The sequence below is a fragment of the Streptomyces sp. NPDC086766 genome (genome assembly GCF_044746005.1).
GTDB lineage: Bacteria > Actinomycetota > Actinomycetes > Streptomycetales > Streptomycetaceae > Streptomyces.
On record NZ_JBIVBI010000011.1, the window covers coordinates 109,638 to 123,004 of the forward strand.

The 13,367-nt window shown below is 74.7% G+C and carries 12 protein-coding genes; 7 read left to right on the forward strand and 5 right to left on the reverse strand.

All coding sequences use genetic code 11. The features are described 5' to 3' along the window. Nucleotides 1-85: 85 nt before the first annotated feature. On the reverse strand, nt 86-1,015 hold the full coding sequence (locus ACIPM1_RS20985) for a DUF3027 domain-containing protein (RefSeq protein WP_402436872.1): 930 nt from the start codon (nt 1,013-1,015) through the stop codon (nt 86-88). 379 nt (nt 1,016-1,394) lie between these two features. Here ACIPM1_RS20985 and ACIPM1_RS20990 point away from each other — a divergent pair, with 379 nt between their 5' ends. The 4 genes from ACIPM1_RS20990 (at nt 1,395) to ACIPM1_RS21005 (ending at nt 4,977) form a co-directional block, all read left to right on the forward strand. Next, nucleotides 1,395-2,837, forward strand: a complete 1,443-nt coding sequence (locus tag ACIPM1_RS20990) for an MFS transporter (RefSeq protein WP_402436873.1) — start codon at nt 1,395-1,397, stop codon at nt 2,835-2,837. Between the two features lie 85 nt (nt 2,838-2,922). Next, nucleotides 2,923-3,396, forward strand: coding sequence for a DUF2771 domain-containing protein (locus ACIPM1_RS20995; RefSeq protein ID WP_402436875.1), 474 nt, complete (start codon nt 2,923-2,925; stop codon nt 3,394-3,396). A 23-nt stretch (nt 3,397-3,419) separates the two neighbouring features. After that, nucleotides 3,420-4,112, forward strand: a complete 693-nt coding sequence (locus tag ACIPM1_RS21000) for a futalosine hydrolase (protein WP_402436877.1) — start codon at nt 3,420-3,422, stop codon at nt 4,110-4,112. Beyond that, the gene (locus ACIPM1_RS21005; RefSeq protein ID WP_402436879.1) at nt 4,102-4,977 is read left to right on the forward strand and encodes a 1,4-dihydroxy-6-naphthoate synthase; all 876 of its coding nucleotides are present in this window, start codon (nt 4,102-4,104) and stop codon (nt 4,975-4,977) included. Before ACIPM1_RS21000 ends, ACIPM1_RS21005 begins: the two co-directional genes overlap by 11 nt. A gap of 39 nt (nt 4,978-5,016) precedes the next feature. On the opposite strand, the gene ACIPM1_RS21010 is transcribed toward ACIPM1_RS21005, so the two are convergent. Continuing rightward, nucleotides 5,017-5,400, reverse strand: a complete 384-nt coding sequence (locus ACIPM1_RS21010) for a cold-shock protein (RefSeq protein ID WP_356186166.1) — start codon at nt 5,398-5,400, stop codon at nt 5,017-5,019. A 166-nt stretch (nt 5,401-5,566) separates the two neighbouring features. Between ACIPM1_RS21010 and ACIPM1_RS21015 the strand changes: the two genes are divergently transcribed. After that, on the forward strand, nt 5,567-5,818 hold the full coding sequence (locus ACIPM1_RS21015) for a hypothetical protein (protein WP_356186169.1): 252 nt from the start codon (nt 5,567-5,569) through the stop codon (nt 5,816-5,818). A gap of 24 nt (nt 5,819-5,842) precedes the next feature. On the opposite strand, the gene ACIPM1_RS21020 is transcribed toward ACIPM1_RS21015, so the two are convergent. Both ACIPM1_RS21020 and ACIPM1_RS21025 read right to left on the reverse strand, forming a co-directional pair. After that, complete coding sequence (locus ACIPM1_RS21020; RefSeq protein ID WP_402436882.1) at nt 5,843-6,463, reverse strand: HAD family hydrolase; 621 nt, start codon at nt 6,461-6,463, stop codon at nt 5,843-5,845. Between the two features lie 144 nt (nt 6,464-6,607). Next, nucleotides 6,608-7,606, reverse strand: coding sequence for a hypothetical protein (locus ACIPM1_RS21025; protein ID WP_402436884.1), 999 nt, complete (start codon nt 7,604-7,606; stop codon nt 6,608-6,610). A gap of 328 nt (nt 7,607-7,934) precedes the next feature. On the opposite strand from ACIPM1_RS21025, the gene ACIPM1_RS21030 reads away from it, so the two are divergent. Next, entirely contained in the window at nt 7,935-10,496 is a 2,562-nt protein-coding gene (locus ACIPM1_RS21030; RefSeq protein ID WP_402436886.1) for a helicase-associated domain-containing protein, read from the forward strand. Nucleotides 10,497-10,588: 92 nt separating this feature from the next. Then, the gene (locus tag ACIPM1_RS21035) at nt 10,589-12,232 is read left to right on the forward strand and encodes a DNA repair helicase XPB (RefSeq protein WP_402436888.1); all 1,644 of its coding nucleotides are present in this window, start codon (nt 10,589-10,591) and stop codon (nt 12,230-12,232) included. Here the strand turns inward: ACIPM1_RS21035 and ACIPM1_RS21040 are convergent. Beyond that, nucleotides 12,190-13,344, reverse strand: a complete 1,155-nt coding sequence (locus ACIPM1_RS21040) for a glycosyltransferase 87 family protein (RefSeq protein ID WP_402436891.1) — start codon at nt 13,342-13,344, stop codon at nt 12,190-12,192. The genes ACIPM1_RS21035 and ACIPM1_RS21040 overlap by 43 nt on opposite strands. Between the last annotated feature and the right edge of the window lie 23 nt (nt 13,345-13,367).

Consider the following 13,367-nt stretch of genomic DNA (forward strand, 5'->3'; position numbering starts at 1 on the left):
ACCGCCCGTCACGCACGGGCCGGCCCGCCTCGAAGGACCCGCCCCCGGGGCCACGCGGCCGCCCGGGGTGCGCGGGCCGCGGATCCTAGGAGTGCCCCAGCTCGGCCGTCTCCTCGTCCGCGGCCGCCGCCGGGACCGATCCCGAGTCGCGGGCCGGGCGCAGCGGGAAGGGCTCGACCTGGGTCTCGTCGACCACCGGCGGGGGCGGCTGCGGCGGCTTCGGCATGACGGCGGCCTCGGAGTGCCCGCCGCACCCGTACGCCAGCGACACCACCCGTCCGTCGGCCGGGGAGAACTCGTTCGCGCACACGCCGAAGGCCTGGCCCAGGGAACCGCCGATCGGCATCAGGAAGCCGCAGCTCACACAGGCCGCGGGGGCCGCCTGCGCCATCGGCGTCTTCGGCCCGAAGGCCTCCTCCCAGCGGTCGGCGGAGACATGCAGGCCGTAGCGGGAGAGCACCCGCGCCCGGCGCATCCCGAGCTCCTCGGCGACCGCCGCGATCGAGCCGCGCCGGGGCGCCGCCGGAAGGTTGCGCGGCGTGCCCGCGGTGACCTCGGCGTCCTCCGCCTCGGCCAGCTCGGCCATGTCCGAGGAGACCGCGGAGCTCGGCACCGGCTCGTCCTCGCCGCTGTATCCGGGCTCCAGCCGGAGGTCCTCGGCGTCCGTGGGCAGCAGGTCGCCGGGCCCCATGTCGCCGGGGCGCAGGCGCTCGCTCCACGGCACCCACTCCGGGGCGAGCAGCGCGTCGGGGCCGGGCAGCAGGACGACCTCGTCCAGGGTGACGATCTTCGCGCGGGAGGCGCGGGCCACGGTCGCGGCCCAGCGCCAGCCGCGGTACCCCAGCTCCTTGCACTCGAAGAAGTGCGTGACGACGCGGTCGCCCTCGGACACCATGCCCGTGTGCTCCCCGACGACGCCGGGCGCGGCAGCCTCCTCGGCTGCGGCGCGGGCGAGGTCGACGGCCTCGGCGCACAGACGGTCGGGGGTGCGGCTTCGCGTGGTCGCTGCGCTCACAGGTATCGCTTCTCTCCTACGCCGTCTCTCAGGGTGCGCCGGCCTGAAGGCGGCGGGGCGGACGGAGCGGAGCCCGGGGACCGCGTCGACGTCCGCGCCCGATCGCGCTCGGGCGCACCTACGTCATCCATTCTGCGGTATGCACGTAAGGCGCGCGGCCGAGAACGTTCGCCACGGCGCGCTGTGAACGCTACCTTCTCGCGTGCCCTCGGCCTACACCGACGGGGTGCTTCGCCGCTGCGCGGCGGCACATTTCTTCCCGCCCCTCCCCCGGCCCGCTCCGCCGGAAGGCACCGCAAGGGTGTGTTACGGCGGGCCCATCGGTCCCTTCCGTGCCGTAATCGCACTACCCGCGCCCCTCTCGGGGCACTATGACGGGGTGGCAGCCGCGAGGACGCCTCCGGGAGCCGCCGGGATCGGTGAGACCAAGGGGCTCAAGGGGATGAAGGGAAGTGGCCGGGGAAGCGGTTCGGGCCGGTTCGGCGGGTCCGTCCGCGCGGTCGGCCGTGCCCTGCACCTCCCGTTCACCGGCGCGGCCCGGGGCATCCGGAAGGCCACGCACGCGCACGGCGCGGGTGAGTCCGGGCTCGGCAAGCTGATCGAACTGCACGCGGTGAACGGCGCGGGCGACGTCATGATCACCGTCGCGCTCGCCTCCACCGTCTTCTTCTCCGTGCCCACCGACGAGGCCCGCGGCCGGGTCGCCCTCTACCTCGCCGTCACCATGGCGCCGTTCACGATCCTGGCGCCCGTCGTCGGCCCCCTCCTGGACCGCCTGCCGCACGGCCGCCGGGCCGCGATGGCCGGCGCGATGCTCGCCCGCGCCCTGCTCGCGCTGATCATCTCGGGGGCCGCGGCCAGCGGCAGCCTGGAGCTGTATCCGGCCGCGCTGGGCGTGCTGGTCGCCTCGAAGGCGTACGGCGTGGTCCGCAGCGCCGTCGTGCCCCGGCTGCTGCCACCCCGGTTCTCGCTGGTGAAGGCGAACTCGCGGGTGACGCTCGGCGGGCTGCTCGCCACGGGCGTCGCCGCGCCGATCGGCGCCGGCCTGCAGGCTCTCGGCTCCCCCTATCCGCTCTACGGCGCCTTCGTGATCTTCGTGGCGGGAACCTTCCTGTCCCTCTCGCTGCCTCCGAAGGTGGACTCGGCCAAGGGCGAGGACCGGGCCCTGCTCGCCGCGGACGCGCAGCACCTGCACGGCCCGCACCGCAAGCCGGTCAAGCGGCCCGGCCTGCGCACCGTCGGCGCGGCGGTCACGCACGCCCTGGCCGCGAACGCCACGCTGCGCTGCCTGTCCGGCTTCCTGATCTTCTTCCTCGCCTTCCTGCTGCGGGAGCACCCGCTGGCCGGGGCGAGTGCCGCGGTGTCCCTGGGCATCGTCGGCGTCTCCGCGGGCGCGGGCAACGCGCTCGGCACGGCGGTCGGCGCGTGGCTGCGGTCGCGGGCGCCGGAGCTGATCATCGTGACCGTCGTCGCGATCGTGCTGGGCACGGCGATCACGGCCGCGATCTTCTTCGGCACGTTCGTGGTGGCCTGCCTGGCCGGGATCGCCGGGTTCGCGCAGGCGCTGGCCAAGCTGTCCCTGGACGCGCTCATCCAGCGGGACGTGCCCGAGCTGGTGCGCACCTCGGCGTTCGCCCGCTCCGAGACGCTGCTGCAGATGGCCTGGGTGCTCGGCGGCGCGATCGGCATCGTGCTGCCGCTGAACGGCACCCTGGGCCTGTCGGTGGCCGCCACCATCGTGGCCGCCGGATGGCTGAGCACCGTCCGCGGACTGCTGTCGTCGGCCCGGCACGGGGGCGCGCCCCGGCCCCGTGTGGCCTGACGCGCCGCACCCCGGCGTACCGGCCGGGCGGCACGCCGTACCCCCGCGTGGGCGGACCGCCCGAGGTGCCCGATAGCCTTCGGCCATGACCACGCTGCAATCCGCCGTGCGACGCCGCCGCGCCGTCGCCGCTGCCGGTGCCGTTTTCGCCGGACTGCTCGTCCTCACGGCCTGCGAGAAGCCGACGCCTCTGGCCACGATCACCGTGGGCCAGTCCTCGGTCAGCTCGGAGGCCAGCTGCTACAACGACGGCAAGTCGCTGCAGACGGCCGACCTGGCCAAGTGCCTCAAGGACACCGACATCAAGTCGCTCAAGGTCGACCCGGACGAGACCGTACGCTTCGGTGTCGACCCGAAGATCGCCGACAAGGGCTGGACCATTCTGATGAACGGTCAGCCGCTCACCGACGCCAGCACGAAGACCTACCGCACCATCCCGGGCAGCGTGTTCTTCAACGCCCAGTACGGCGCCAGCGGCAACTCGACGCTGGTCTCCGTCAAGGAGGGCGACAAGGAAGTGACCGGCCTGTGGTCCTTCAAGCTCCAGAAGGACTCCTGACCACGTCCTCCCCACACGTCCTCGTGGCCACCGCGGTCCCCGCCGAACGGGACGCGGTGGCCCGGGCGTTCCCGGGGCCGTTCCACGAGGTCGCGCTGCCCGGGGCGACCCTGCGCCGCGCCGCCGGCTGCGACCTGCTCGCCGCCGGTGTCGGACCGGCCCGGTCCGCCGCGTCGACCGCCGCCGCCCTGACCGCCGCCGCCCTCGGCGGCACCCCCTACGACCTCGTCGTCTGCGCCGGCATCGGCGGGGGCTTCCCGCCCGGCGCGCCCGTCGCCTCGCTCGTCGTCGCCGACGAGATCACCGCCGCCGACCTCGGCGCCGAGACCGCCGACGGGTTCCTGCCGGTGACCGAACTGGGCTTCGGCACCGTCACCCACCGTCCGCCCGAAACACTCGTACGGGGGATCGCGGCCGCCACCGGAGCCCGTACCGGCACGGTGCTCACCGTCTCCACCGTCACCGGGACCGCCGCCCGGGCCGACGCGCTGCGCGCCCGGCACCCCCGCGCCCTCGCCGAGGGCATGGAGGGGTTCGGGGTCGCCGAGGCGGCCGCCGCACACCACGTGCCGGTGCTGGAGATCCGCGCCGTCTCCAACCCCGTGGGCCCCCGGGACCGCGCCGCCTGGCGCGTCGGCGACGCCTTCGCGGCCCTGACCGAGGGTTTCGGGAAGCTCGCGCCCCTCCTCACGAGTTGGAACCCACATGAGCCCTGAGAGCCGACCCCTGCAGATCGCCTACTCCCCCTGCCCGAACGACACCTTCGTCTTCGACGCGCTCGCCCACGGCCGCGTCCCGGGCGCGCCCGCGCTCGATGTCGCCTTCGCGGACATCGACATCACCAACGGCATGGCCGAGCGCGGCGAGTTCGACGTGCTGAAGGTGTCGTACGCGGTGCTGCCGTACGTCCTGCGGGAGTACGCGCTGCTGCCGTGCGGCGGCGCGCTGGGCCGGGGCTGCGGGCCGCTGGTGCTCACCCGGGAGCCGGGGGCCGGGGGCGTCTTCGGCGGCGCGGGACTGGCGGGCCGCACGGTCGCGGTGCCGAGCGAGAGGTCGACGGCGTACCTGCTCTTCCGCCTGTGGGCCGCGGACACGGTCCCCGGAGGGGTCGGGGAGATCGTGGTGATGCCGTTCCACGAGATCATGCCCGCCGTACGGGACGGCAAGGTGGACGCGGGACTCGTGATCCACGAGGCCCGCTTCACGTACCAGAACTACGGCCTGCACAAGCTCGCCGACATGGGCGAGCACTGGGAGAGCACCACCGGACTGCCGATCCCGCTCGGCGCGATCGTCGCCAAGCGGACCCTGGGCGCCGAGCGCCTGAACCGGCTCGCCGAGTCCATTCGCACGTCCGTACGCATGGCCTGGGACGACCCGGAGGCGTCCCGGCCCTACGTCATGGAGCACGCCCAGGAGATGGACCCGGCCGTCGCCGACCAGCACATCGGCCTGTACGTCAACGAGTTCACCGCCGGCCTCGGCGAGGACGGCTACGCGGCGGTCCGCGGGCTGCTCACCCGTGCGGCTGCCGAGGGACTCGTGCCGCCCCTCGGCCCGGACGCGCTGGACTTCCCGTAGCCGGTGCCCGTGTTCGTTCCCGTGGTCCCTCCGCGCCGCCTAGACGTCCAGCTGGTCGGCGACCGCGCGCAGCAGGCCCGCGATCTTCTTGCCGGAGGTCTTCTCCGGGTAGCGGCCCTTCTCGAGCATCGGGGTGATGTTCTCGAGGAGGGTCGTCAGGTCCTGCACGATGGAGGCCAGCTCGTCCGGCTTCTTGCGCTGCGCGGCCGCGACCGAGGGGGTCGGGTCCAGGAGCGTCACCGACAGCGCCTGGTCGCCCCGCTGACCGGCGACGACGCCGAACTCGACGCGCTGTCCCGGCTTGAGGCTGTCGACTCCGGCGGGAAGGACGGAGGAATGGACGAAGACGTCACCGCCGTCGTCGCGGGAGAGAAAGCCGAAGCCCTTCTCACTGTTGAACCACTTGACCTTGCCGGTGGGCACTTCCGTCCTCGTCCTCGTACTCGTCGGAAAACTGCTTCTGCAACGGGCTCTTGATAGCACTGGGGCGGGCCGCGTCAGGACCCGCCGGTATCCAGGCTAATGGTCTTGGGGCGGGTGACAAGACGTCGCCCGCTTGTTCCTTCGCGCCAGGAACTACCCTGGTCGGGTGCGTGACAAAACCCAAGCGAATTCCGCGGCGGCCGGTGACCGGCTGATCCGTGCCGGTGCCGTCGTGTTCTTCGTCGGCGCGCTGGCCACTCTGGTCACGGTGGCCCCGCTGTTCCTCGGCGCGAAGCCTTTTCCGACCTACATGTTCGGCCTGAGCATGCTCATGGGCGTCGGCTTCCTCATCGCGGGGGCGGGTGTCCTCCGGTCGATCGCGGCCGGCCGCCGGCAGGCCCGCGAGGGCGCCCGGTAGGCGGCGCCCCCGCGCGCGTTCGTCCTAAAAGGCCGCGCGGAAGGCCGAAAACCAATTCGGAAACTCGTTCAGATCGGCGAGTACGACGTCCGCGCCCGCCGCGCGCAGCTCCGCCGCGTCGCACGGCCCGGTGGCCACGGCCACCGACAGCGCGCCGGCCGTCCGGGCGCCGCGCACGTCCCCGACGTGGTCGCCCACGTACACCCGGGCGCCGTGCTCGCGCAGCGCCAGCGCCTTCTCCTCGGCCCACAGGTCGCCGACGACCGCGTCCGGGTCGAGGCCCAGGTGCTCCATGTGCAGCTTGGCGTGCGGCTCGTTCTTGGCCGTGACCACGATCGCGCGCCCGCCGGCCCGCCGTACGGCCGCGATCGCCTCGCGGGCGCCGGTCAGCGCGGGCGAGGCGGTGACGGCCGCCGCCGGGTACATCTCGCGGTACAGCCCGATCATGCGCTCGACCTGGTCGGCCGGGAACCAGTTGCCCAGCTCCTGCGCGAGCGGCGGCCCGAGCCGTGTGACGGCGAGGTCGGCGTCGATGTACGTCCCCGTCCGCTCGGACAGCGCCAGATAGCAGGCGCGGATGCCGGGCCGGGAGTCGATCAGGGTCATGTCGAGGTCGAAGCCGACGGTCAGCGGGCGCGAGGTCATGGCGGCCATTGTGCCCAAGGCCCGGAACGGGGAGACCGGCGGCCCGTGTGACCTGCATCTTTCCGCGCCGGGCGGCCGGCTCTGCGGACCCGCCCGCCCTCCGGGCCCGCACCGGTGCCCGCGACCGCCTGCCGCCCTGGGGTCCTACCGCTGCCGCTGCGAGCGCCACACCAGGAAGAGCGCCGACAGGACGGCCGCGCCGCGGACCACCCACGGCCAGGTCTCGCCGATCGCCGCGTTCATGTGCCCCTGGGCGACGGGGGTGCCCCAGCGGCCGTCGCCGCGGCCCCACAGCCAGACCGCGCCCGCCACGACCGCCAGGCCCGGCATCCCCATGACCGCCCACTTCGACTCCAGGGCCGTCAGGCGGCGGGAGGCGTACGCGATGACCCAGCCCAGCAGCAGGGCGAACCAGTTGCCGAGGACCGCGCCGGCCACGAGCAGTCCGGCCGCGAGCAGCAGCAGGGGGTTGTTCCAGCGGCCCGTGCGCAGGGCCGGGAGGCGTCGGCGCGGAGCGGGGACGTCCGGTACGACCGTGACCTCCTCGGCCCGTTCCACGGCCGGGGCGTCCTCGGTCCTCGCCTCCGGCCTCCTGGCCGGCGGGGCCTTGAGCAGTTCCGGGATCTCCACCCCGCCGACGAAGCCCGGCACGTCGTCGCCGATCCCGAAGGGGCTGCCGTCCGTCCGCCACCAGTCGGGCCGTGCGGTGGCGCCCCCGAGTTCCGCGGCCGTCGCCAGGTGCGGCGGGGCCGGGCCGTCGAAGGGCGCGGGGTCCTCCCGCGGCCGGGCGGGACGCGGCCGGGGCACCATCCGGCGCAGCCCCTTGGGCCGCTCCGGCTCCTCCTCGTCCCCGTCGCGCTGGACGGGGACGGCGGAGACCGGCTGCTCGTACGGGCTCGTTCGGGCGTCCGTGCTCCGGCCGCCGGCGGCGGCCACGACCTCGTCGGGGCTGCCGAGGCGGTCGAGGATGCGGCGGACGGCGGCCGGGCTGTCGACGGCGGCCCTGGACCGGCGCCGGTCGATCTCGTTGCGCAGCTCCGAGACCAGGCGCATCCGTGTGGCCGACGACAACTGCCGCTGGTGGGCCACGTCCCCGACGCGGCTCAAGTACTCGTAGACGACCTGGTCGCTCTCGATCCCCACGGAACCCCTCCGGGGCGACGGCGATGAAAACCCCGTGGGCACGAAGGTAGCGCAAGGCCCCCTTCCCTCAGATCTCCGGCACTCGAAGAACCCGCCCGGCCCCAACCAGCCCGTCCGGCGCTTGAGGACGAGGCCGTCAAGGCCGAAGGGGGTCCGGGGCACAGCCCCAGGGACGCGCACCCCCACCCGCCCGCACCCGCATCGGCACCCGCACCCCCCTCACCCCATCCGCCGGAGGCACCCGCACCCCCCTCACCCCATCCGCCGGAGGCACCCGCACCCCCGTCACCCCATCCGCCGGAGGCACCCACCCGCTAACGTGGACCGGATGAGCAGCGATGAGAAACCGCCGGCCCCGCGCTCGCTCGCCGAGGCGCTCCGCGCGCGCGACGACGCCTCCCTGGCCGCCCTCCTGCGCAGCCGGCCCGACCTCATCACCCCGGTCCCGACGGACCTCACGCAACTGGCCACCCGCGCGGGGACCCGCGCCTCGGTGGTCCGCGCCCTGGAGCGGCTGGACCGCTTCGCCCTCCAGACGGCGGAGGCCCTGGCGGTGGCCGGCGACCCGGCGACGTACGGCGAACTGCTCGGTCTGCTGGCCGGGGACGCCGGTGACCCGGCCGTCGCGGCGGCGCTGCCGCACGCCCTCGGCGCCCTGCGCGAGCAGGCCCTCGTCTGGGGCGGCGACGACCGGCTGCGGCTGGTGCGCACGGCCCGGGAACTGCTCGCCCCGTCGGCGCAGCACCCGTCCCCGACCGGGCTCGGCCCGACGGTGCGGGAGGCGACGGCGGGCATGTCCCCCGGCCGGATCCAGGAGATCGTGACCACGGCCGGGCTGCCCTCCACCCACGACTCCGTCTCCGCGGTGGCCGCGCTCACCGGCCTGTTCACGGACCGGAAGCGGATGGCCGCGCTGCTCGACGGGGCGCCGGCCGACTCCCTCGACGTACTGGACCGCCTGGTGTGGGGACCGCCGTACGGGCAGGTCACCGCCGACCCGGCGGCCCGGCTGCGCTGGCTGCTGGACCGCGGGCTGCTGCTGCCGACGGCGCCGGGCACGGTCGTGCTGCCCCGCGAGGCGGCCCTGCATCTGCGCGCGGGCCGCGCCCACCGCTCGCCCGAACCGGTGCCGCCGCCGGTCGAGGCGGCCGCGGCGCACCGTCCACAGGTGGTGGACGGCACGGCGGCCGGGCAGGCGTACACCGCCCTGGCGACCGTGGAGGAACTGCTCAAGGACTGGGACGAGGGCGGCCCGAACGTGCTGCGCGCGGGCGGCCTGAGCGTGCGCGACCTCAAGCGCACCGCCGTCGCCCTCGACGTGAGCGAACCGGTCGCCGCCTTCTGGGTGGAACTCGCCTACGCGGCGGGGCTGCTGGCCTCCGACGGGGAGGCCGACGAGCGGTACGCGGCGACCCCGGAGTACGACGACTGGCTGGAGCGGCCCGCCGCCGACCGCTGGGCGCAGCTCGCGCAGGCGTGGCTGGCGGCGACGCGCACGCCGGGGCTGGTCGGCGGCCGGGACGCCAAGGAACGCGCGCTGTCGGCGCTCGGCCCGGGGCTGGACCGGTCGGCGGCCCCGGAGGTGCGGCACCGGGTGCTGACGCTGCTGGCGGGGCTGCCGCAGGGCGCGGCGCCGGCCGCCGAGTCCCTGCTGGCCCGGCTGGGCTGGGAGCGCCCGCTGCGCGGGCCCCAGCGGGAGGACGACCTGCGCGGCCGGCTGGCGCGGTGGACGCTGTCGGAGGCGGAGCTGCTCGGGGTCACCGGGCGGGGCGCGCTGTCCGCGCACGGGCGGGCGCTGCTGGGACTGCCGGCCGCCCCGGCGCCGGCCGGGGAGCCCGAGCCGGCGGGCCCGGGCGACAAGCTTCCCGTCCACCGGCACCACCGGCCGGCCGGCGGCCCCGAGGCCGTACCGGAATCCCTCTCCCCGGCCGAACGGGCCGCGGCGGGCGCGGCGGCCGCCCGGGTGCTCGCCCCGCTGCTTCCCGAGCCGCTGGACCACGTGCTGCTCCAGGCGGACCTCACCGCGGTGGCTCCCGGACCGCTCCGGCGGCCGCTCGCCGGGCTGCTGGGCGTGCTGGCGGACGTGGAGTCGAAGGGCGGGGCGACGGTGTACCGGTTCACCCCGGCCTCGGTACGGCGGGCCCTGGACGCCGGCCGGACGGCGGCCGACCTGCACGCCTTCCTCGCCGAGCACTCCCGTACGCCGGTCCCGCAGCCGCTGGCGTACCTGATCGACGACGTGGCCCGCCGCCACGGCCGTCTGCGGGTCGGCGCGGCCTCGGCGTACGTCCGCTGCGACGACGACGCGCTGCTGAACGAGATCCTCGCCGACCGGCGCTCCGCCGGTCTGCGCCTGCGCCGTCTCGCGCCGACCGTGCTCGCGGCGCAGGCCGACCCGGCGACGCTGCTGGAGGGCCTGCGGGCGATGGGCTACGCCCCGGCCGCCGAGTCGGCGGAGGGCGACGTCCTGATCACCCGCGCCACCGCGCACCGCACCGGGCCGCGCGCGGCGCCCGAGCCGGTCCCGGAGGGCCCGCCGGCCCCGGACGCGACCCTGCTCACCGCCGCGATCCGCGCGATCCGGGCGGGCGACCTGGCCTCCACCGCCCCGCGCAAGCCGTCCGCGTCCGCGGCCACCCCGGCCGACGGCGAGCTGCCGCGCACCAGTTCCGCGGAGACCCTCGCCACCATGCAGGCCGCCGTGCTCACCGGGGAGGCCCTGTGGATCGGGTACGTCAACGCGGAGGGCGCCGCCAGCCAGCGGGTCATCGCGCCGATCCGGGTCGAGGGCGGCTTCGTGACGGCCTACGACCACACCGCCGACGAGGTCCGCACCTACCCCCTGCACCGGGTCACGGGGGTGGCCGAGCTGGCGGACGACCAGCCGTGATCGTCCGGGGACGACCAGCCGTGATCACCCGCCGGTAGGGCACACTGGACGATTGGCCGCGCCATGATGGCCGTAGCGAAAGGGTGCCGCGCGTGAATGGTCCGCTGATCGTCCAGTCCGACAAGACCCTGCTCCTGGAAGTCGACCACGAGCGGGCCGACGACTGCCGCCGGGCCATCGCCCCGTTCGCCGAGCTGGAGCGTGCGCCCGAGCACATCCACACCTACCGGGTGACCCCGCTCGGCCTGTGGAACGCCCGTGCGGCCGGGCACGACGCCGAGCAGGTCGTGGACGCGCTCGTGGAGTACAGCCGCTACCCGGTGCCGCACGCGCTGCTCGTGGACATCGCCGAGACGATGGACCGCTACGGGCGGCTGACGCTCAGCAAGCACCCGGCGCACGGGCTGGTGCTGACCACCACCGACCGGCCGGTGCTGGAGGAGGTGCTGAAGTCCAGGCGGATCGCCCCGCTGGTCGGCGCCCGCATCGATCCCGACACCGTGGCCGTGCACCCCTCCGAGCGCGGGCAGATCAAGCAGACGCTGCTGAAGCTGGGCTGGCCCGCCGAGGACCTCGCCGGGTACGTGGACGGCGAGGCGCACCCGATCGAGCTGCGCGAGGACGGCTGGGCGCTCAGGCCGTACCAGAAGCAGGCGGTGGAGAACTTCTGGCACGGCGGCAGCGGAGTGGTCGTCCTGCCCTGCGGCGCGGGCAAGACGCTGGTCGGCGCGGGCTCGATGGCGCAGGCGAAGTCGACCACCCTGATCCTCGTCACGAACACCGTCTCCGCCCGGCAGTGGAAGCACGAGCTGGTGCGGCGGACGTCGCTGACCGAGGACGAGATCGGCGAGTACAGCGGCACGCGGAAGGAGATCCGCCCGGTCACCATCGCCACCTACCAGGTGCTGACGACCCGGCGGAAGGGCGTCTACCCGCACCTGGAGCTGTTCGACTCCCGCGACTGGGGGCTGATCGTCTACGACGAGGTGCACCTGCTGCCCGCGCCGGTCTTCAAGTTCACCGCGGACCTCCAGGCGCGGCGGCGGCTGGGCCTGACCGCGACGCTGGTGCGGGAGGACGGCCGCGAGTCGGACGTGTTCTCGCTGATCGGGCCGAAGCGGTTCGACGCGCCGTGGAAGGAGATCGAGGCGCAGGGCCACATCGCGCCCGCGGACTGCGTCGAGGTCCGGGTGAACCTGACGGAGTCCGAGCGGCTGGCCTACGCCACCGCCGAGACCGAGGAGAAGTACCGCTTCTGCGCGACGACGGCCACCAAGCGGCGGGTCACGGAGGCGATCGTGCGCCGCTTCGCCGGGCAGCAGATCCTGGTCATCGGCCAGTACATCGACCAACTCGACGAGCTGGGCGAGCACTTGGACGCGCCCGTGATCAAGGGCGAGACGTCCAACGCGCAGCGCGAGAAGCTCTTCGACGCCTTCCGGGAGGGCGAGATCAGCGTGCTGGTGGTCTCCAAGGTGGCGAACTTCTCGATCGACCTGCCGGAGGCGACGGTCGCCGTCCAGGTGTCGGGCACGTTCGGCTCGCGCCAGGAGGAGGCCCAGCGCCTCGGCCGGGTCCTGCGGCCCAAGGCGGACGGCCACCAGGCGCACTTCTACTCGGTGGTGGCCCGCGACACGATCGACCAGGACTTCGCCGCCCACCGGCAGCGGTTCCTGGCCGAGCAGGGCTACGCCTACCGGATCGTCGACGCGGACGAGATCCTGTCAGAGGGCTGACCGCCGCTTCCCGTCCCGCCCGGCCGGAACGGGGGCAGGCGCAGCGCCGCCGCGGCGAGCAGGGCCAGCCCGAGCAGCGCGTAGGGCGAGGCGAACGGTTCCTGCCACCACGGGATGCGCAGGTCCAGGTCGCCCTGGCGGGGGATCAGCCACATCGTGCGGGCCGTGAAGAGGACCGTGGTGATCGCCGCCCAGCCGTGCCGGCCCTCCGCCAGCAGGACGGCGATCAGCGGGACGCACCACACCCAGTGGTGGGACCAGCTGATCGGTGAGACCAGCAGCGCGGTGAACGCCGTCAGCAGGACGCCCCACCGCTCCTCGGGCGTCCGGCGCGCCAGCCACAGACCGGCCGCGGCCACCGCGAGCGAGGGCAGCACCCAGGCCAGACCGGTCGCCTGCTCCCGCAGCGCGCGGGCGACCAGGCCCTGGAGGGACTGGTTGGCGATGATCCACGGCTTTCCCACGCGGCCGGTCTCGTACAGGTGGCGGGTGAAGAAGTCCCAGGTGGCGGTGGGCACGACGAGGCCGCCGACCGCGACGGTCGCGGCGAACGCGGCCGCGCCCCTGGCCGCCTCGCGTCCGCGCCCCCGCAGGAGCAGGTACACGAGGAAGATGCCCGGGGTGAGTTTGATCCCGGTGGCGATGCCGAGCGCGACGCCCCGGGCACGGGCGCCGGGCGGCCGGGTGAGGTCCCACAGGACGAGGCAGGCGACGGCGAGGTTGACCTGGCCGTAGATGAAGGTCTGGAAGACCGGTTCGAGCCAGAGGGCGAGGGCCGTGGCGGCGCACAGCAGGGGCAGGCCGGCCGGACGTCCCGCCAGCCGGGCGGAGAGGTGCACCAGCCAGACGAGCAGGAACGTGTTGCCCACCAGGAACGCGGCCTTCAGGACCGGCACCGGCAGCCAGGCGAGCGGCACGAACAGCAGCGCGGCGAACGGCGGGTAGGTGGCCGACAGTTGCCCTTCGGTGACTCTCAGTCCGTACAGATCGCCGCCGTGGACGACGGCACGGCCCTCGGCCCGGTAGACCACCGCGTCGGGCATCGGCACGCGCAGTACGGCGAACAGCACTGCCAGCGCGACGAGGGAGACGGCGAGGAGGACAAGGGACATTCCCGCACGTGACCGCAGGGCCA